This is a genomic window from Sphingomonas sp. LY54, assembly GCF_035594035.1.
Classification (GTDB): domain Bacteria; phylum Pseudomonadota; class Alphaproteobacteria; order Sphingomonadales; family Sphingomonadaceae; genus Allosphingosinicella.
In genome coordinates, this window is the sequence record NZ_CP141588.1 from 2,506,686 (window position 1) to 2,526,204 (window position 19,519).

General features: G+C 69.5%; 17 protein-coding genes. 2 read left to right on the plus strand and 15 right to left on the minus strand.

Translation table 11 applies throughout. The features are described 5' to 3' along the window. Nucleotides 1-4: 4 nt before the first annotated feature. The 6 genes from lysA to SH591_RS12540 all read right to left on the minus strand — a co-directional run bounded on the left by lysA (nucleotide 5) and on the right by SH591_RS12540 (nucleotide 6,636). The gene (gene lysA / locus SH591_RS12515; RefSeq protein ID WP_324749398.1) at nucleotides 5-1,267 is read right to left on the minus strand and encodes a diaminopimelate decarboxylase; all 1,263 of its coding nucleotides are present in this window, start codon (nucleotides 1,265-1,267) and stop codon (nucleotides 5-7) included. A gap of 5 nt (nucleotides 1,268-1,272) precedes the next feature. After that, nucleotides 1,273-1,842 (minus strand): anthranilate synthase component II, encoded by a 570-nt coding sequence (locus SH591_RS12520; RefSeq protein ID WP_324749399.1) that lies wholly within the window; start codon nucleotides 1,840-1,842, stop codon nucleotides 1,273-1,275. Further along, on the minus strand, nucleotides 1,839-3,368 hold the full coding sequence (locus tag SH591_RS12525) for an anthranilate synthase component 1 (protein WP_324749400.1): 1,530 nt from the start codon (nucleotides 3,366-3,368) through the stop codon (nucleotides 1,839-1,841). Before SH591_RS12525 ends, SH591_RS12520 begins: the two co-directional genes overlap by 4 nt. After that, complete coding sequence (gene aroF, locus SH591_RS12530) at nucleotides 3,368-4,381, minus strand: 3-deoxy-7-phosphoheptulonate synthase (protein ID WP_324749401.1); 1,014 nt, start codon at nucleotides 4,379-4,381, stop codon at nucleotides 3,368-3,370. Before aroF ends, SH591_RS12525 begins: the two co-directional genes overlap by 1 nt. Nucleotides 4,382-4,656: 275 nt before the next feature. Beyond that, a complete protein-coding gene (locus SH591_RS12535) occupies nucleotides 4,657-5,187 on the minus strand; it encodes a GNAT family N-acetyltransferase (RefSeq protein WP_324749402.1) in 531 nt (176 codons plus the stop codon). A 48-nt stretch (nucleotides 5,188-5,235) separates the two neighbouring features. After that, nucleotides 5,236-6,636, minus strand: a complete 1,401-nt coding sequence (locus SH591_RS12540; RefSeq protein WP_324749403.1) for an efflux transporter outer membrane subunit — start codon at nucleotides 6,634-6,636, stop codon at nucleotides 5,236-5,238. A gap of 161 nt (nucleotides 6,637-6,797) precedes the next feature. Here SH591_RS12540 and SH591_RS12545 point away from each other — a divergent pair, with 161 nt between their 5' ends. Beyond that, complete coding sequence (locus tag SH591_RS12545) at nucleotides 6,798-8,024, plus strand: HlyD family secretion protein (RefSeq protein ID WP_324749404.1); 1,227 nt, start codon at nucleotides 6,798-6,800, stop codon at nucleotides 8,022-8,024. Next, on the plus strand, nucleotides 8,021-10,150 hold the full coding sequence (locus SH591_RS12550; protein ID WP_324749405.1) for a peptidase domain-containing ABC transporter: 2,130 nt from the start codon (nucleotides 8,021-8,023) through the stop codon (nucleotides 10,148-10,150). The genes SH591_RS12545 and SH591_RS12550 overlap by 4 nt, the downstream gene beginning before the upstream one ends. Here the strand turns inward: SH591_RS12550 and SH591_RS12555 are convergent. From SH591_RS12555 to SH591_RS12595, 9 genes are all read right to left on the minus strand, one after another. Next, the gene (locus SH591_RS12555; RefSeq protein WP_324749406.1) at nucleotides 10,142-11,086 is read right to left on the minus strand and encodes a hypothetical protein; all 945 of its coding nucleotides are present in this window, start codon (nucleotides 11,084-11,086) and stop codon (nucleotides 10,142-10,144) included. The genes SH591_RS12550 and SH591_RS12555 overlap by 9 nt on opposite strands. Before the next feature lie 110 nt (nucleotides 11,087-11,196). Further along, a complete protein-coding gene (locus tag SH591_RS12560) occupies nucleotides 11,197-11,367 on the minus strand; it encodes a hypothetical protein (RefSeq protein WP_324749407.1) in 171 nt (56 codons plus the stop codon). Nucleotides 11,368-11,491: 124 nt separating this feature from the next. Further along, complete coding sequence (gene phhA, locus SH591_RS12565) at nucleotides 11,492-12,334, minus strand: phenylalanine 4-monooxygenase (protein WP_324749408.1); 843 nt, start codon at nucleotides 12,332-12,334, stop codon at nucleotides 11,492-11,494. Between the two features lie 259 nt (nucleotides 12,335-12,593). After that, nucleotides 12,594-13,424, minus strand: a complete 831-nt coding sequence (locus SH591_RS12570) for a shikimate dehydrogenase family protein (RefSeq protein WP_324749409.1) — start codon at nucleotides 13,422-13,424, stop codon at nucleotides 12,594-12,596. A gap of 3 nt (nucleotides 13,425-13,427) precedes the next feature. Further along, nucleotides 13,428-14,522, minus strand: a complete 1,095-nt coding sequence (aroB, locus tag SH591_RS12575; protein ID WP_324749410.1) for a 3-dehydroquinate synthase — start codon at nucleotides 14,520-14,522, stop codon at nucleotides 13,428-13,430. Then, a complete protein-coding gene (gene aroC, locus SH591_RS12580; protein ID WP_324749411.1) occupies nucleotides 14,519-15,589 on the minus strand; it encodes a chorismate synthase in 1,071 nt (356 codons plus the stop codon). The genes aroB and aroC overlap by 4 nt, the downstream gene beginning before the upstream one ends. Then, nucleotides 15,586-16,119, minus strand: coding sequence for a prephenate dehydratase domain-containing protein (locus SH591_RS12585; RefSeq protein ID WP_324749412.1), 534 nt, complete (start codon nucleotides 16,117-16,119; stop codon nucleotides 15,586-15,588). Before SH591_RS12585 ends, aroC begins: the two co-directional genes overlap by 4 nt. Next, nucleotides 16,116-17,438: a 3-phosphoshikimate 1-carboxyvinyltransferase gene (gene aroA, locus SH591_RS12590; protein ID WP_324749413.1), complete on the minus strand. Its 1,323-nt coding sequence runs from the start codon at nucleotides 17,436-17,438 to the stop codon at nucleotides 16,116-16,118. The genes SH591_RS12585 and aroA overlap by 4 nt, the downstream gene beginning before the upstream one ends. Then, nucleotides 17,435-19,285: a 3-deoxy-7-phosphoheptulonate synthase gene (locus tag SH591_RS12595; RefSeq protein WP_324749414.1), complete on the minus strand. Its 1,851-nt coding sequence runs from the start codon at nucleotides 19,283-19,285 to the stop codon at nucleotides 17,435-17,437. Before SH591_RS12595 ends, aroA begins: the two co-directional genes overlap by 4 nt. Between the last annotated feature and the right edge of the window lie 234 nt (nucleotides 19,286-19,519).

Here is a 19,519-nt window from a genome sequence, read left to right on the forward strand (position 1 = left end):
CCGGTCAGGTCAGCCAGTCGGGGAGCTTGTCGGCGCGGATCAGCGCTTCGATGTCCTGGCGCTCGCGCACCACCGCCCAGCGATCGCCGTCGACCAGCACTTCGGCGGTCAGCGGTCGGCTGTTATAGGTGCTCGCCATGGTCGCGGCATAAGCGCCGGCGGTGCGGAAGACGACGAGGTCTCCGGGCGCGACCGCGCCCATGTGGCGGCCGGTGGCGAAGGTGTCGCCGCTCTCGCACACCGGGCCGACGACATTGGCGACCATCTCGCGCCCGCTCGGCCGGACCGGCTCGATCGCGTGCCAGGCGTCGTAGAGGCTGGGGCGCATCAGGTCGTTCATCGCGGCATCGAGGATCACGAACGGATCGGTCGCGCCGGGCTTCACGCGGATGACCTCGCTCAGCAGCACGCCGGCATTGGCGACGATAAGCCGACCCGGCTCGAAGATCAGCCGGACGTCCCAGTCGCGGGTGATGCGCACGACCATATGGCCGTAATCATAGGGGCTGGGCGGCGGCGGCTGGTCGAGATCGTAGGGTACGCCGAGGCCGCCGCCGAGATCGGCGTGGGTGATGACGTGGCCGGCGGCGCGCAGGTCGCCGATCAGCGCCCCCAGTTTCTCGAAGGCGGCGGCGAGCGGGGCGAGATCGGTGAGTTGGCTGCCGATATGGACGGCGACGCCCTGGACCTGGAGACCCGGAAGGTCGCGGGCCTGGGCATAAGCGGCCGGCGCGTCCGCGATGGCGACGCCGAACTTGTTGTGGGCGGAGCCGGTCGAGATCTTGGCATGTGTGCCCGCCTCGACGTCGGGGTTGACGCGGAAGGCCACCGGCGCGGTGCGGCCGAGCGACACCGCGACCTCGGACAGCATCTCGGCTTCCTCGATCGATTCCAGGTTGAACTGGCAGAGCCCGCCAGACAGCGCATGCGCCATCTCCGCGGCCGTCTTGCCTACGCCCGAGAAGACAATCCTCTCGGCCGGAACGCCGGCCGCGACAGCCCGGCGATATTCGCCGACCGAGACAACGTCGGCGCCGAGGCCTTCCGCCGCCAGAGTGGCGATCACGGCGGCATTGGGATTGGCCTTCACCGCGAAGGCGACGAGCGGATCGGTGACGCCGGCGAGCGCTTCCTTGAACACGCGGGCGTGGCGCTGCATCGTCGCGGAGGAATAGACATAGACCGGGGTGCCGACCGCCTCGGCGATCTCGGCGAGCGGCACGTCCTCGCAATGAAGCTCGCCGTTGCGGGGGTGGAAATGGTCCATGTCTGTCAATCGCCCAATATGTTCGCGAGCATGCGGTCGCCGTCGCGGGTAAGGATGGATTCGGGGTGGAATTGCAACCCCGTCTGCATCGCCTCGCGGTCGCTGATCGCCATCGCCATGCCGTCGATCGCGGCGTGGACGCGGAAGCGGGCGGGGACGTCGCGCGTGCAGAGCGAGTGGTAGCGGCCGATATGGATCGGCCCCGGCAGGCCTGCGAAAGGACCGGCACCGTCATGGGCGAGGCTGGTCGCCTTGCCGTGAACGGGCTCGGTCGCCCGGCTGACCGTGCCGCCGGCCTGATGGACGATCGCCTGGTGGCCGAGGCAGACGCCGAGCAGAGGCACGCGGCCGAGCGCGAGCCCGATCAGATCGACCATGCAGCCGGCATCCTCGGGCCGCCCGGGGCCGGGGGAGAGGACGATCAGCGCGCCTTTCTCCTGGGCGAGCGCCAGCGCATCCGCCGCGGCGACGCTGTTGCGCAGCACACGCACGTCGGCGCCGAGCCGCTCGAACGCCTCGACCAGGTTGAAGGTGAAGCTGTCGAGATTGTCGATGAGGAGGACGGACCGGGTCACGCGGCTGCTCCGGTGGCGGCGAGGACGGAGAGCAGGGCCGAGGCCTTGCGCCTTGTCTCGTCGGCTTCGCGCTGCGGATCGGAATCGTAGACGACGCCCGCGCCGGCGCGGACATAGGCGATGCCGTCCTTGACCACCGCCGATCGGATGACGACGCCCGTATCCATCAGCCCCTCGCCGTTGATCCAGCCGATGGCGCCGCCATAGGGGCCCCTTTTGGTAACTTCGAACTCGCGCAGTAACTGGGTGGCGCGGATCTTGGGCGCGCCGGTCAGCGTGCCGACGTTGAGGCAGGCCTGCAGCGCATGGAGCGCATCGAGGCCGTCGCGCAGGCGGCCTGTGACGGACGAGACGAGATGCATCACGCGGGCGTAGCGCTCGACGCTCATCAGCCGGGCGACGCGGCGCGTGCCCGACCGGCTGACGCGGGCGACGTCATTCCTCGCCAGATCGACCAGCATCATATGTTCGGCGGTCTCCTTCTGGTCGAGCCGCATCTCCGCCTCGAGCCGGTCGTCCTCGTCGTCAGTGAGGCCGCGCGGGCGGGTGCCGGCGATCGGCTTCACCTCGACCTCGTGCGCGCCCTCGCCGCCGAACACGCGAACCGACGTCTCGGGCGAGGCGCCGAACAGGATGTGGTCGGGGCCGGCGACGAAGAACTGGTAGGGGCTGGGATCGAGCCGGCGCTGGGCGGCGTAGCTCAGCAGCGGTCTGGGGCAGGGCGCACGGAACGTGCGCGACGGCACGATCTGGTAGACGTCGCCCTCCGCGATATGCGCGCGCAGCTTCGAGACGATCGCGCCATAGGCTTCGTCGTCGAGGTCGACCGCGGTCGCCTCCGCGGCGGTGGGGACAGGCGGTTCGGGAAGCGCGGCGACGCTGGCGCAGCGCTCGACGAGCGCGGCGAGCCTCCGGGAGGCGTCGTGATAGGCCGCTTCGCCCGGCCCGAAGGCGGTGCAGAGGGCCCGCGGCCTGGCCCCGGGCTCGAACACGATCAGCGATTCCGCGAGCCAGAACACATAATCGGGGAAGCCGAGTGGGTCCTCTGCATTGGCCGGCAAGGTCTCGAACAAGTCGGCCTGATCGAACGCGACTACGCCCAATGCGGCGATCGTGAACGGCTCCTCCTTCGATGCCGGGACGAAACCGGTGGCCGCGCGCAGCGCGTCGAGCGGCGAGGGGGCGAGCAAGCGGGCTTCGGCGTCGTCGCCCTTCGGACCGGGGAAGCGCAGCGTGAGCCTGCGCGGCGCCGATGCCACGACCCGCGCGTCGAGCCGCCTCGCCACCGAAGCCAGCACCTGCTCGCCCCCGTTCGACAAGGCGAACAGGGTCACCTCGGGGCCGCGGCATTCGATCCGCACCGCCGCCTGGTCCATCAGCAGGGTCGGGCCGACGCTGCGCTCCAGCAGGAAGGTATCGGCGCGGCGGCCGTTGTCGGTGAGCGTCGCATAGAGCGCGAGCGGGTCGGGATGGGCAGGGAGACGGCGCTGGAGAGCCAGCGCCTGGCCTTCGGCGAGCGGCTGCATCAGAGCGTGCGTCCGACTGCGCGGACGACCGGGGCGAGCGCTTCCATCAGCGCCTTGAACTGGTCCGGGTAGAGCGATTGCGCGCCGTCCGACAAGGCGACCGCCGGGTTCTCGTGCACTTCGACGAGCAGACCGTCGGCGCCGCACGCCGCTGCCGCCAGCGACATCGGGATGACGAGATCGCGCACGCCGGTGCCGTGGCTCGGATCGACCAGCACGGGCAGGTGGGTCTTCTGCTTGATGTAGGGGATCGCGTTGAGGTCGAGCGTGTTGCGGGTGGCCGTCTCGAACGTGCGGATGCCGCGCTCGACCAGCACGATCTGGTCGTTGCCGGCGGCGAGCAGATATTCGGCGGCGAGCAGCAATTCCTCGATTCTGGCCGACATGCCGCGCTTCAGCACGACCGGCTTGCCGGCCTTGCCGACGGCGCGGAGCAGGGAGAAATTCTGCATGTTGCGCGCGCCAATCTGGAGCGCGCCGGCATATTCCACGACGAGATCCAGGTCGGCGGTGTCCATGACCTCGGTCACCACCGGCATGCCGAGTTCGTCGCCGACCTCGCGCAGAATCTTGAGCCCGGCCGGGCCGTGGCCGGAAAAGCCATAGGGGCTGGTGCGCGGCTTGTAGGCGCCGGCGCGGATCGCCGCCGCGCCCGACTCCTTGGCCGCGAGCGCGCTGGCGCGAAGCTGCTCATGGGTCTCGACCGCGCAGGGGCCGGCGATGACCTGGAACGCGGCGCCGCCGATCGCGACCTTGCCGATGCGGACGATCGTGTCGTGCGGGTGGAGCTCGCGGCTCACCAATTTGTACGGGGCAAGGATCGGCTTCACCGCCTCCACCATCGGATGGCTTTCGAGCTGCAAACCGGCGAGCACGCGTTCGTCGCCGAGCGCGCCGAGGACGACGCGTTCCGAGCCGGGCATGTGCAGCGGTTTCAGCCCGGCGCCGGAGATGCGGGCGAGGATTTCCTCGGCGGAACGGGACGTGGCTTCGGGTTTCAGGACGATGATCATGGAGCGGTTTCCGGATGGGAGGAGACGAAAAAAAGCCCGCCTGAGGCGGGCCTGGTCGGGTGGATCGGGGTCCTCTCGCGGCGAGAGGAAGCGTCAATCTACGAGGCGCGCCAACGGCATTCGGTCGAGGGCCAGCGCCACCAAGTGTTCGACACGCGCGCGTCCGCGGCGGCGGGAGCCGCGGCGGAAACAGCAAAGGCGAAGCGCGTCGTCATCGGGCCAAGGCTAGGCGAGTTGGCAGCGGCGCGTCAACCGAGCTTTGCTGCGCGGCAGAATCAGGCGAGGTGGCGCGCCAGCACGACGAAGGCGAGATCGCGGGTTCGCGGCAGGCCGAAGCGCGGATCGTCGAGCGGGAAGGGGCGCTCTTCGCCCGTGCGGGCGTAGCCGCGGCGTTCGTAATAAGCGATCAGCTCGGGCCGCTGGCGGATCACCGTCATCTCGATCCGGCGGGCGCCGAACAAGGCCTGCGCGTCATGCTCGGCCGCCGCGATCAGCAATTTGCCGAGGCCGCCGGCCTGTCGCCCCGGATCGACCGACAGCATGCCGAGATAGGCGGTGCCATGGCCCTTGTCGCTGATCTGGACGCAGCCGACGATCGCGCCCTCGTCGACCGCGACGAGCATACGCTGCCGGGGGTCGGCCAGGATCTCGGCCAAGCCGGCCTCGTCAGTGCGCTGGCCGCCGAGCAGGTCGGCCTCGTGGGTCCAGCCCATGCGGGCGCTGTCGCCGCGATAAGCGCTTTCGACCAACGCGTGCAGGCGGGGCAGGTCGGCGGGGGTGGCGGTCCGGATCGAGCGCGCGGTCATCGCCGCGCTATGACGCGCGCACGCCCGCAGCGCCAGAGCGAAGAGGGCTTAGCGGCGCGCGCCGCCGCCGAGAGCGCGGTAAAGATCGATCGCGGCTTCGAGCCGCTCCTGCAACGCCACGGCCCGCGCATCCTCGGCATCGACGAGACCGCCCTCGGCGTCGAGAACGACCTGGAGGTCGGCTTCCCCTTCGAGATATTGCAGCCGCGCGAGCCGGGCCGTGGTGCGCGCCTCGGCGACCGCGTCGGACAGCAGGATTTCGCGCTCCGCCGAGCGGGCGACTCCCGCCAACGCATCCTCGGTCTCCGACAGAGCAGTGAGCAGGGTCTTGCGATAGAGTTCGACGCTCTCGTGCTGCGAGGCCGTGGCATAATCCAACCCGCCCTGCAGCCGCGCGCGGTCGAAGATCGGCGCGAGGATATCGGCCCCGGCGGAGAGGGTTGTGCCGATCGGTCCGCCGACGGTCGCGGCCTGGCCGAGCGCCGCTGCGCTGAGCGTCAGCCGCGGCAGGAAGGCGGCGCGCGCCACCGCCACGTCGCCATTGGCGGCGGCGATGCGGGCCTCGGCCGCGCGCAGGTCCGGCCGCCGCACCAGCAGCATGGCCGGCGGCTCCGGCGCGAAGGCGGGGACGACCAGCGACTGCAGCGTGGCAGCGGGCAGGACCAGGGTCGGCGCCTCCTCGCCGAGCAGCAAAGCGAGCGCGTTGCGCGTGCGCGTGCGGGCTTCCTCGAGCCGGTGGCGTTCGGCCTCGAGCCGGCGCAGCTCGATCCGCTGCAGGCCGGTATCGACGCGCGTGGCCTCGCCGAAGCGGAGGCGGACGCCGAGGATGCGATCGAGCTCGCGCGCGCTGGTGATCGATCGGTCGAGCAACGCGAGGCGGTCGCCGAGCGCCGCATATTGGACCCAGCCGCGGGCGACTTCGGCTTCGACCACCAAAGCGAGAGCCTCGCGATCATATTCGGTGCCGAGGAGGCGGCTGCGCGCGGCGCGGCGCTCCGCCTTCAAGCGGCCGAACAGGTCGACCTCCCATTGCGCTTCGACCTGGGCCGTGGCTTCGCGCGTGTCGGAAGGGTCGTTGCCGCTGCCCGACGAGCGGGACCGGGCGATCCCGCCCGAAGCGGAAACGATGGGGAACATCGAGGCGCGGGCGATGGCGAGCTGGGCGCGGGCCTGCTCGACGCGCGCCGCCGCGACGCCGAGATCGGCATTGGCCGCCAGCGCGCGAGCGACCAGCGCTTCCAGGTCCGGGGAAGCGAAGCCCGTTGCGAGACTCGCCGGAATCGCGGCGGCCGCAGCGTCGGCGGGCGGGGCCACGCTCCACCCGGTCGCCTGCACGTCCGCGCGGCCGGGCAAGGTCACGCTCGGCGCGCAGGAGGCAAGGATGCCGGCCGCGGCCAGCAGGGTCGCGGCGCGAAGCGGCGCGAGGGTTGCGAGTCCCGGATCAGGCATGGTCGAGTCCATGGTGACCGATCTAGCGCATCACGGTAAAGTATCGGCTAAGCTTCTGCTTGGGCCCGCTGCGCGGCGTCATTGGGTTGCGTACAGTTTAACTGTCCCTTCAACGCTTTGCTCTATGGGGGAGTGCAGGTGCAGGCGGGAACAAGCGCGACATGACGAGCCGGCTGTTTCGGCAGGAAGTGATTGAGGCGGGCAGGGACCGCCTCGCGGGCAAGGTCGTCGCGGCAACGCCGCCCGGCTCGCGCATCTATGTCGGCGTGACCCTCGCCGTTGCGCTCGTCCTCGTCGCGATCCTGATCTTCGGCCAATATGCGTCGCGCGCTGCGGTCAAGGGCGTCGTCGCCTATGATGCCGGCATCGCCCGCGTCTATCCGAGCAGCTCCGGCGAAATCCGCGCGATCCACGTCCGCGAGGGCGATTATGTCGAGGCGGGAACGCCGCTCGTCACCGTCGCCTTCGCCCAGGGCGAGAGCGGCATCGATGCGCAATTGTCCGAAATGGCGCGCCAGCAGCAGGAACTGGAGCGGCAGGAAGCGCTTGCCGGCAATCTCGGCTCGGCCGAGGTGCGCGCGCTGGCGGCCCAGCGCTCCGGCCTCGTCGCGGCCGTCACCTCGCTCGAAAGACAGCGGTCGCTCGCCGCCGCGCAAGTGCCGCTCGCCGAAGCAGCCACGCGCCGCGCCGCCGCGCTCGCCGCGGAGGGCGCCGGCACCCAGCGCCAGGTCGAGGACAGCCGCGCGACCTTGCTCGCTCGCCGCGCCGAGGCGGAAAGTCTCAGCGAACGTATCGCCGAGCAGCGCCGCGCGCTGAGCGAGATTGACGGGCGGATCGGCCAGCGCGGGCTCGAGGCCGAGCGCATGCGATCCGAAGTCGCCACTCGCCGCGCGGAGCTCGGCGAGGAACGGGCGGCGCTGATCCGCACCGACCGCCTCGTCCTCACCGCGCCGATCGCCGGCGAAGTCGGCGACATCGCCAGCGAGGTCGGCCAGCGCGCGCGCCCCGAAACGTCGCTGGTGACGATCGTGCCGCGCGGCAGCCAACTCGAGGTGTGGCTCTATGCGCCCTCGCGCGCGGTCGGCTTCGTGCGCCCTGGCCAGGAGGTGCGCCTGCTGTTCGATGCCTTCCCCTATCAGAAATACGGAGCCGGGCGCGGCCGGGTGACCGCCGTGTCGCGGGTCGCCGTCGAGCCCGCCTCGATCGATTCCGCGCTCAAGGTCGACGAGCCCGTCTTCCGCATTCGCGTTGCGATCGACCAGGCGCCGCGCGTCGCCGGCGGCGAACGGCTGCGGCCCGGCATGACGCTCTCCGCCAATCTCGTGCTCGAACGGCGGAGCCTGTGGGAGGTTCTGTTCAAGCCCGTGGCGACGGCGCTCGGCGCGTGAGCGGGATCGATTGGCCCTGGGCGCCGCGGATGCGCCCGGTGATCCAGTCCGAAGCGGCGGAATGCGGCCTCGCGTCGGTCGCGATGATTGCCGCCTGGCATGGCCACAAGGTCAATCTCGCCGGCCTGCGCCAGCGCTACCCGACATCGATCAAGGGCGCGACCCTGGCCGAACTGATGGCCGTCGCGTCCGACCTCGATCTGGCGCCGCGCGCGCTCCGGCTCGATCTCGACGAAATGGACCGATTGCAGCTCCCCGCCATCCTCCACTGGGACCTCAACCATTTCGTCGTGCTCGAAAAGGTCGGGCGCGGACGCCTCACCATTCTCGATCCTGCCACCGGCCGCCGCACCCTGTCGGCGCGCGAGGTCAGCCGGCATTTCACCGGGGTTGCGCTCGAGCTGGCGCCGACGCCGGACTTCAAGCCGGTCGAGGCGCGGCCGCGCACGCGCCTGACCGACCTGTGGAGCCGCCTCGTCAATTTTCGCAGCGCGACGGTGCAGGTCCTCGCTTTGTCGTTGCTGCTTCAGCTGACGGCGCTCGTCATGCCCTTCTTCCTGCAGCTGACGATCGACGAGGGGATCGCGCAGGGCGACGCGAGCCTGCTCACCTTGCTGCTGGTCGGCTTCGGCGCGGTCTATGCGTTGAACGCTGTGACGCGCACTTTGCGGTCGTGGGTGGTGCTGACGCTCGGCCAGTCGCTGTCCTTCCAGCTCGGCGGCAACGTCGTCCGGCATCTGCTGCGCCTGCCGCTTTCTTATTTCGAGCGCCGCCATGTCGGCGACCTGCTGTCGCGGATCGGATCGATCCAGCCGATCCAGGCTCTGCTGAGCCAGGGGCTGGTCAATGCGCTGATCGATTCCGTGCTCGCGGTCACCACCCTGATCGTGATGGTCCTGATCAGCCCGGTGCTGGCGGTGCTGGTCGTCGTGACGACCCTCACTTACCTGCTCTACGGCGCCTTGCTCTATCCCGGCCTGCGGCGGCGGACCGAGGAGGAGATCGTCGCTCGCGCCCAGGAGGAAACCTATTTGATGGAGTCGATGCGCGCGATGCGCGCGATCAAGCTCCACAGCCACGAGGCGATGCGCGAGAATGGCTGGCGCAATCTTTATGCCGACGTCGTTTCGGCCAATTACCGCGCCCGCATCTACGACATCCGCCTCGACCTCGGCGAGCAGCTCCTGTTCGGGCTGCAATTCCTGCTGGTCGTCTATTTGGGCGCGCTGCAGGTGATGGAGCAGGAGCTGACCATCGGCCTCCTGCTCGCCTTCATCGCCTATCGGACGAGCTTCATGACGAGCGCAGTGGCTTTGGTCGACCAATGGCAGAAATGGCGGCTGATCGGCGTCCATCTCGACCGGCTGTCGGACATCGTCACCGAGCGGCGCGAGGAAGTGCGGCCGATGCCGCGCAAGGCGCTGCTGCCGCCGCCCGCGATCACGGCCGAGGGGCTGGGCTTTGCCTACAGCCCGGCCGACCCGCCGATCTTCGAGAATCTGCAGCTCGACATTCCCAAGGGCAGCTTCGTCGCGATCACCGGCCCTTCGGGCGCGGGCAAGACGACGATGATGCGGCTGCTGCTCGGCCTGCTCGCGCCCACATCCGGGCAGATCTTGGTCGACGGCGTGCCGCTCGGTCCCGCCACCCATTCCACCTGGCGCGGCCGGATCGGCGCGGTGCTGCAGGACGATCAATTGCTGACCGGGACGCTCGCCGACAATATCGCCTTCTTCGATCCGCGGCCGGACCCGGAGAAGGTCGAGGCGGCGGCGCGCTTTGCCCGCATTCACGACGATATCGTCAAGATGCCGATGGCCTATCAGAGCCTGATCGGCGACATGGGCGCGGCATTGTCGGGCGGGCAGCGGCAGCGGATCATGCTGGCCCGCGCGCTCTATCGCGATCCCGACGCTTTGTTCCTGGACGAGGGCACCGCCAATCTCGACGAGGACAATGAAAATGCGATCGCTGACATGATAGCGCGGCTGCCGATCACGCGCGTCGTGGTCGCCCACCGCCCGGCCTTGGTGGCGCGGGCCGACATCGTGCTGCGGCTGGACCAGGGCCGGCTCGAGCATGTGCCGCGTCCCGGCCGCTCGATCGGGGCGGTCGGGTCATTCTGACCAGTCGGTCGTCGTCCAGCTGCGCATCTTGAACTCAACCTCGACCGCGGTCTCCATCGGCCGCACCTGGAGCCGCTTGGCGAGCCGCATGTCGAAGAAGTCCTGGAGCAGGGGCGGCCGCGCGGCGCGGAAATAGAATTCCGGATCCTCGGACACGGTCTCGCTGGCGGCGAGGCGCAATTCGTCCTTCCGCGTCACCGTCTCGACGATGCAGGGCGCGTGGGTGATGCCGAGCGCGCGCAGCGCATAAGCGCGGTGATAGCCGTTGTGGAGCACGAGCCGGTTGTCGCTGCGGATCGCGGTCAGGAAATTGGAGCCGAAGCCGACGATCAGCCCGATCACTCCGGCGATCGGGCCGAAGCTCGCGATGTTGGCGATCTGGTCCTGCCCCAGCAAAGTCGGCTCGTGGGCGCGCAGGTCGGTCGAGGGCGAGGAGAAGAGGTAGCGGTCGGACGCGAGGCGCTGGATGCGCACCTCCGGATTGTCGCGCTCCAGCGGCAGGCAGAAATGGAACAGGGTCTCGGGGTCGGGCTGGGCGCCGAGCAGCCGCGCGCGCGCCTCCGAGAAGCGGTTGGCGATATGGGTCTGCGACACGATCAATTTGTCGAGTTCGACCATCGCGATCGTCGTCGGCAGCGTGTCGAAGGTCGTCCGGTAATAAGAGTTCGCCTTCAGCGCCTGCGCGAGCGGCTCGAGGCGCGGATGCAGCGGCAGGCATTCGGCCGCGTCGGCAATGCCCGCCTCGCTCTGCTCGAGCTCGTAATAGATGTCGTTGGCCGCGCGCCATTCATTGGCGAGCGTGCCCGCATCCATCGTCCGGCCGCCGACCACCTTGTGGCGCACGAAACCGAGATAGTCGGAAAGGTGCGGCTGGCCCAGCAGCCACGAAATCTCGGCGTTCGGCGCCGCTTCGCCCCGATCGGTTCCGTCCGGCACGCTGCCCCCTGCTGCCCGAATGAATAGGTGGAGCCGACACGGCGCACGCGGCGGCCGCCAGGGGCACGCCGCGCGCGCGAGGTCAGCTGCGCTTTACTGCGCGGCCGGGCTCAGCAGCCTCTGCTGCCGCTGCCGCTGCCATGACCGCGGCTCCGGCTGCCCTTGCCGCGGCTGCCGCTTCTGCTGCCGCCCTTGCATTTGAACTTCTTGGGCTTGCAGCTGCGGCTCTTGCCGCCGGCGCCGTAGACGAATGCCAATTCTGCAGGTTGAAGATCACGCATCGAGAACCTCCCTGAAAGTCGGTTGTGCGGGATAATCGGGGCGAGCACTGGCCCGGCCCGATTCCATACTCCTCTACAGGTCGGTTTTCCAAGGTTTCGCCGTCCCAAATCGGGACGGCGCGCCTTAGGCCGCCAGCGCCGGTGCGGGCGCGGCAGGGTCGAGATCGGCAAGCGCATCGAGGCGGACGTAAAGCGCCGACAGGTCGCCGCGCTGGACGAGGTTCAGCACGTCTTCGAACCGGTTGATGACGAAGTAGGCCATTTGGTAACTGTCGGTCTTGTAGGTGGTGCGCAGCACCCGCTCCAGATCGAAGCCGAGCCGGTTCGGGACCTCGCTCTCGAGCGCGTAGCGGCTCTCGCCGAAGCTGGAGAGGATGCCGGCGCCGTAGATCCTGAGATCGCCATTCTCGCGGGCGAGGCCGAATTCGACCGTGTACCAGTAGAGGCGGGCGAGCCGGTGGAGCGCGCCCTGGTCCAGCGCTTCGAGGCCGAGATGGCCGAGCGCCTGCATGAAGTCAGCGAATTCGCTCTCGGCGAGCAGAGGGACATGGCCGAACACGTCGTGGAACACGTCCGGCTCCTCGAGGTAATCGAGCTGCTCGGCGGTGCGGATGAAGTTGCCGGCCGGGAAGCGGCGCTCGCTCAGATGCTGGAAGAAGACGTCGTCGGGGACGAGGCCGGGCACGGCGACCACGGTCCAGCCGGTGCGAGCGTGGAGTCTTTCGTTAAGCTCCTCGAAATTGGGGACGCCGGGCCGCGACAGGCGCAACACGTCAAGGCTCTGGCCGAACGCCTCGACCGCGCGGCCGGGAAGCAGCTTCTGCTGGCGCGCGAACAGCACATCCCAGACGCGGTGGTCCTCGGCGCTGAAATCCTCCCAGTTTTGCGGCACGGTCCAGTCCGCGGCCGCGCCGGGCGGCGGGACGGGGGAGGCGAGGGCGCCGTGCTTGGGGGCTTGTTCTTGCATGTTGGGAGTTCCTTCTTGGCATAAGAAAAAACCCCGCCTGGAGGACCGGGCGGGGCTCGAAGATCGGCGTGCTTTTGGCGCGCGTCAGTCCGTGTCCGCCCGGGCGGTGCAATAATAGAGATAGGACGCAGCCGAGCCGGCACGGCGGAGCGCAGAGGCCTCGCGGGCGGCAGGAAGAATGTGCGTCATCATCACCATCAGACTGGAGGATTGGGATCCTGTCAACTGCATTGTCGGGGTTGCGGCATGAACCCGGGCTTTATGCGCTAAGCAGGGCGCGTAGCCGGCTATCGTCGCGTGGCGCGGGCTGCCCGAAGTAGGCCGTGAAGGCGGCGCGGGCCTGGCCGATCAGCATCGTCAGGCCGTCGATCGTCGCGCCGCCACTGGCCCGCCCTGCGGCGAGGAACTCGGTGTCGAGCGGCTTGTAGACCATGTCGAACAGAGCCGCGCCAGGAGCGTGGGCGGCGACGGCGTCGAGCAGCTCGCGCGGCATCGGATCCTTTCCCGCCATGCCGAGCGGGCTGGCATTGACGATCAGGCGCGCGTCCTGGAACGCGCCGTGGGCGCGGCCGAGCGGCGAGATTTCGACGCGGGTCAGGCTGTCGGCGCAGCGAAAGCCGGCCGCCTTTAGCGGATCGCGCACGGCGAGCGCGATCAAGCCGACGCCTTGGCTGCGCAGGTAGTGGAGCGCGGCGCGGGCGGCACCGCCGGCGCCGATCACTGCCACCTTGGCGCCGGCCAGCTCTATGCCCGCCAGCGCCGCGGCGATTCCCTCGACGTCGGTGTTACGGCCGCCAAGGCCGTCCGAACCCTTCACGATGCAATTGACCGCGCCGATTGCGTCTGCGCCCGGATCGACGTGGTCGAGAAATGAGATCACGTCATGCTTGAGCGGCATGGTGACGTTGCAGCCGCGCCAGTCGGGATCGGCCCGCCGCGTGGAGAAATAAGCGGAAAGCTCGGCCGGGGTGACGCGGACGGCGCGATAATCCCCGGACGCGCCCGTCGCCTCCAGCCAGTGCTTGTAGATCAAGGGAGACTTGGACTGGGCGATCGGGTCGCCGATCACCTCGGCATAAGGCGTGCCCATGATTCAGCCCTGCCGGTCGAGGAAGGCGGCGACGTCGGCGAGCGCGACTTCGCGATCGACGAACGCCTGGCCGATGCCGCGGGCCAGGATGAAGGGGATGCGGCCGCCCTCCTTCTTCTTGTCGAGCATCATATGGTCGGCCAGCCGCTGCCCGGTCGCGGAGATGCCGGCTTCGCGCAATCCGGTTGGCAGGCCCACGGTTGCAAGGTGGGCGCGCACGCGTTCGGCATCGGCATCTTTACAGAGGCCTCGTTCGGCCGAGAAGGCGAAGGCCAGCGCCATGCCGGCGGCGACGGCCTCGCCGTGAAGGAGCCGATCGGAGAAGCCCGCCTCCGCCTCGAGCGCGTGGCCGAACGTGTGGCCGAGGTTGAGCAAGGCGCGCACGCCCGCGGTCTCGCGCTCGTCGCGGGCGACGATCCCGGCCTTGCCGGCGACGCTGGTGGCAATCGCATGGCGCCGGGCCTCGGCATCGCCCGCGAGCAAAGCCGACCCATTGGCGTCCAGCCAGTCGAAGAAGGGGGCGTCCTCGATCAGCGCATATTTGACGATCTCGGCATAGCCGGCGCGAATTTGGCGCGGATCGAGCGTGTCGAGCACCAGCGGATCGATCAGCACCAGCGAGGGCTGGTGGAACGCGCCGACCAAATTCTTGCCGGCGGGCACGTTGATGCCGGTCTTGCCGCCGACCGAGCTGTCGACCTGGGCGAGCAGGCTGGTCGGGATTTGGACGAAGGCGATGCCGCGGTTGAGGATTGCAGCGGCGAAGCCGGCAAGGTCGCCGATCACTCCGCCGCCGAATGCGACGAGATGGTCGCTGCGCTCCAGCCGCGCCTCGAGCAGGCGGTCGATAAGGCCGGCGAGGGTTGCCCAGCTCTTGCTACCCTCGCCGGGCGGTAGGACGATCGGAACGGCCTGGATCGCGCCGAGGCCACGCCGAAGGCGTTCGCCCTGGGCCGCCCAGACATTCTCGTCGGTGACCACCACGAGCCGTCCGTCGCGCGCGAACGGGGCAAGATGGTCGGCGGCGCGCTCCAGCGCACCCTCCTCGATCCGGACCTCGTAGCTGCGCTCGCCGAGCGCGACCGGGATCGTCGTCATCCGCACTGCGCCCGGTGAAGCAGTTTCTGGTCGGCCAGAACCAGCGCCATCATCGCCTCGACGACGGGCGCGCCGCGGATGCCGACGCAGGGATCGTGCCGGCCCTTGGTGCTGATCTCGGTCTCCGTGCCGGCGCGGTCGATGGTCGGCACCGGCGTCAGGATCGAGCTGGTCGGCTTGAACGCGACCCGCACCACGACCGGCTGCCCGGTGGCGATCCCGCCCGCGACGCCGCCGGCATGGTTGGACAGGAAGGCAGGCTGCCCGTCCGGCCCGGCCCGCATCGCATCGGCATTGTCCTCGCCGCGAAGCCGCGCCGCGGCGAAGCCGTCGCCGATCTCGACGCCCTTGACCGCGTTGATCGACATCATCGCGCCGGCGAGCTCGGCATCGAGCTTGGCGTAGAGCGGTGCGCCCCAGCCGGCGGGGACGCCGGTCGCGACGCATTCGACCACCGCGCCGAGCGAGGAGCCGGCCTTGCGCGCTTCGTCCACCAGCCCTTCCCAGCGCGCGGCCGCAGCCGGATCGGGGCAGAAGAAGGGATTGCGATCGATCTCGGCATCGTCATGCGCGCCGCGGTCGATCGCATCGCCGCCAATCGCGACCACATACGCCCGTATCGAAACTTCGGGGATCACCAGCCGCGCGACCGCGCCGGCGGCGACCCGCGAGGCCGTCTCGCGCGCCGAGCTGCGTCCGCCGCCGCGCCAGTCGCGCAGGCCGTATTTGGCGTCATAGGCGTAATCGGCGTGGCCCGGCCGATAAGCCTGCGCGACCTCGGCATAATCCTTCGAGCGCTGATCGACATTGTCGATCATCAGGCTGATCGGGGTCCCGGTCGTGCGGCCCTCGAACGTGCCGGAGAGGATGCGTACCGCGTCCGGCTCGCGCCGCTGGGTCGTGAAGCGCGTGGTCCCGGGCCGGCGCCGGTCGAGCCAGGGCTGGATGTCGGCTTCGCTCAGGGCCAGGCCCGGCGGGCAGCCGTCTACGACCGCGCCGATCGCCGGGCCGTGGCTTTCTCCCCAGGTCGTGTATCGAAAGAGCCGTCCGAAGCTGTTGACGCTCATGCCGCCGCCCGCGCCAGCACGACGAAGGTGGTGGCATTGTCCTTATGGTCGTGGACGTCGCGCTGGAGGATGATCAGGCCGAACGCCTCGGCGGCGGCCTCGGAGGCGATGACGGCCTTGTTCGGATCGGACAGGGCCTGCGCCGCGACCGCCGTATTGCTGGCCGGCTGCATCGAAAGATCCATGCGGCCGAGCGTCTCGGCGCATTGCTTGAGCGCCATCGGGTGGCTGACGGCGGTCGTGACCTGGGCGAGGTTGGTGCCCGGCAGGCCGAGCAGATGCATGCGGATCGGCAATTGGTGGCGGGCGACGATGGCAAGCGGGCAATCGGCGAGCAAAGCCTGCACCTCCTCGACCGGACCGACCGCATTATTCTCATAGGGAAGCATGCCGAGATCGGCTTCGTCGTGGAGGATGGCGTCGATCACCTCGGCGAAGGTGGCGCGTCCGAACGGCTCGTCGTCGGGAAGGAAGGTGAGGCAGGCCTCGTGCGAGAATGCGCCAGGAAGGCCCTGATAGGCGATCCTCATCCCACGTCTCCTCCGATCGACCGCATCAGCTTGGCAAAGCCGGGGAAGCTGGTTGCGATCATGCCCGCGGAATCGACTTCGACCGGCGCCTGCGCGGCAAGGCCGAGCACGAGGAAGCTCATCGCGATGCGGTGATCGTGATGGGCGGCGACGCGGGCGCCGCCCGGCGGCGGCCCGCCTTGGCCCTCGACTACCAGGCTGTCGCCCTGGGCGAAGGCGTCGATGCCGCAGGCGTTGAGGCCGTCGATCATCGCGGCGAGCCGGTCGCTCTCCTTGACCCGCAGCTCGGCGAGGCCGTGCATGCGCGTCCGCCCTTGGGCGAAGGCGGCGGCGATGGCGAGGATCGGGAATTCGTCGATCATCGAGGGCGCGCGCTCGGGCGGAACCTCGACGCCGCGGAGCGGACCGAAGCGGGCGCTCAAGTCGGCGACGCTCTCGCCGCCGAGGAGGCGTTCGTTGTCGAGACGGAGATCGGCGCCCATTTCCTGCAATGTCGTGAACAGGCCGGCGCGATGGGGATTGATCATCACCGACCGGATCGTGACGGCCGATCCGGGCGTGATCAAAGCGGCGACGAGCGGGAAGGCGGCCGACGACGGATCGCCGGGGATGCGGACTTCGGTACCGACCAGCTTGCGGCGCGGGCCGAGGCGGACGGTCCCCCCGTCATCAATCTCGACGTCGCAGCCGAAGGCGCGCAGCATGCGCTCGCTATGGTCGCGGCTGGGCGCGGGCTCGCTCACCTGGACGCTGCCCGGCGCGCGCAGGCCGGCGAGCAGGATCGCCGACTTGATCTGGGCCGAAGCCTTAGTGTTGCGGTAGCGGATGCCGGAAAGGGCGCCGCCCTTGATCGTGATCGGCAGCGTTCCGCCCGGAGCGGCGCGGACCTCGGCGCCCATGTCGCGCAGCGGATCGAGCACGCGGTCCATCGGCCGGCGGCTCAGCGAAACGTCGCCGGTGAAGGTGACCTCGAGCGGGAAACCGGCGGCGGCACCCATCAGCAGGCGCACGCCGGTGCCGCTGTTGCCGCAATCGACCGGGGCCGCCGGGCTATGCCAGGGCGCGCCGGTCACCCGCCATGTCCCGGGCTCGATCCGCTCGACACTGGCGCCGAACGCGCGCACCGCGGCGGCGGTATGGAGCACGTCCTGGCCCTCGAGCAGGCCGTGGATTCGGGTCTCGCCCTCGGCGAGGCCGCCGAGGATTAGCGCGCGGTGGGAGATGCTCTTGTCGCCCGGCACCTCGATCTCGCCGGATAGTGGCGGCGACGGCGCAGCCGCCAGCAGATCGTCGTCGCGGAGGAGCGCGGCGCCGCTCATGCCGCGTCGGATCGGAGCTGGCGCTTGGCCAGCGCCTTGGCGATCGCCGCCGCCACGTCGATCGCCTGGGCGCGGTTGAGGCGCGGATCGCAATGGGTGAGGTAACGGCGCGGCAGGTCGGCCTCGACCAAAGGCAGGCTGCCGCCGAGGCATTCGGTGACGTCGGCGCCGGTCATCTCGAGGTGGACGCCGCCGGCATGGACGCGCTCGGCATGGGCGACCTCGAAGAAGGTCTCGATCTCGGCGACGATATCGCCGAGCAGGCGCGTCTTGAGCGCCCCGGCACTGCGCGTGTTGCCGTGCATCGGGTCGACCGACCAGATCGCGTTGCGGCCCTCGCGCCGCGTCGCCCGCATCAGGGCCGGCAGATGGTCGGCGACCGCGCTGGCGCCGAAGCGGCCGATCAGCACCAGCCGGCCGGGCTCGTTCTCGGGATCGAGCGTGTCGATCAGACGCAGCAGCTCGTCGGCCGTCATCGTCGGCCCGCATTTCAGGCCGACCGGATTGGCGACGCCGCGCGCATATTCGACATGGGCGCCATCCAGGGTACGGGTGCGGTCGCCGATCCAGATCATATGGCCGGACCGGGCCCACCAGCGGCCGGTCTCCGGGTCGAAGCGGGTCAATGCCTGCTCGTAATTGAGCAGCAGCGCCTCGTGGCTGGTGAACATGTGCACCGGGCGCGCCGCCTCGCTGCTGCCGACCGAACGGTGCAGCTCGGGAATGTCCGCATAAGCGGCGGCAGCATAAGCGTCGAGCAATTCGACCGTCACCTGCGCCTGGCGCAACGCGTCGAGCAGGCGGTTGGGATCGGGCGTGCGGCTGGCGTGGGTGAAGGCGGCGCCGTTGACCGCGTCGCCGCGGTAGCTGGGCAGGGTGACGCCATCGATCGTCTCGCTGAGCGACGAGCGCGGCTTGGCGAACTGGCCGGCGATGCGGGCGAGATGGACGACATCGCAGTCGCTCTCGGCGCGCAGCAGGGCCGACATTTGCAGCAGCAGGTTGAAGGTCGTGCGCACCTTGTCGGCGCCGAATTCGGCGAAGCTCTCGGCGCAGTCGCCGCCCTGCAGCAGGAAGGCGCGGCCGGCCGCGACCTCGGCGAGCCGGTTCTTGAGATGGCTGATATCGGCGACGTGGACCAGCGGCTGGGCGGCGGCGAGTTCCGCCTCGACCTGGGCCAGCACCTCGGCGTCGGGATAGACCGGCATCTGCGCGGCCGGACGATGCCGCCAGTCGGCCGGAGTCCAGCCTTGGAGATCGTGCCGTTCCATCTCGACCGCAGCTACGCATTGCGCGGGCGCGCCGCAAGCTTTGCGCGCATCTTGCGGCGCGACGCGGCCGAGCACGTGGGCGACGACGCCGCCGTCCGTGTCGTGCAGCCGATCGAACAATGTCAGTCCCGAGCCGCCATGCGGGTCATGGCTGCCGCAGATCACGGCGATCGCCTCGCCTTGCTGCGCGGCCTCCAGCGCCGCGGCCGGCGTCGCCACGCGGCGCAACGGCGCGGCGCTGCCGAAGCGGTCGCGCACGAGCGGCGCGAGCGAAGGGCCATTGCCCTCGCAGAGCACGATCTCGGTCGATGCCTGGGCCTGCAGGCCATGCGCCATCAGCTCGCGCCAGAGCCGAGTCACCAGGGCGGCCGGCGCACGGCGGGCGCGGCCCAATTGCCGCTCGATCACTTCGTCTTCACGGCGCGGGCGGATCTTGAGCAGCCCGTCGGCGGGCTTCGATCGCGCGACGTCGGCCGATACGGCGATCCTGCGCTCGACGAGATCGAGAATGGCGTCGTCGAGACGGTCGATCTCGCTTCGCAGCGCCGCTAGCGGCGCCGAAATCATGTGGGTCATGGCATGTCCTGCCGCCACGTCCCGATGGCCGGGAAGCGGCGTTTAAGCTCGAATTTTCAGAAAAGGTGGAGTGCGGTATTCTGTCCCGATACGCCCTCAGGCGTATCGGCCGCTAAACGAGCTCCAGGTGCCGAAATAGAAGCCGCGAGCCAATAGCGACGAGGGTTGGACCTGTCCTTTGCTCATGTTGGGCTCCTTACGACTACAATGCTTCAGTCCCCTTAAGCTGCAGGG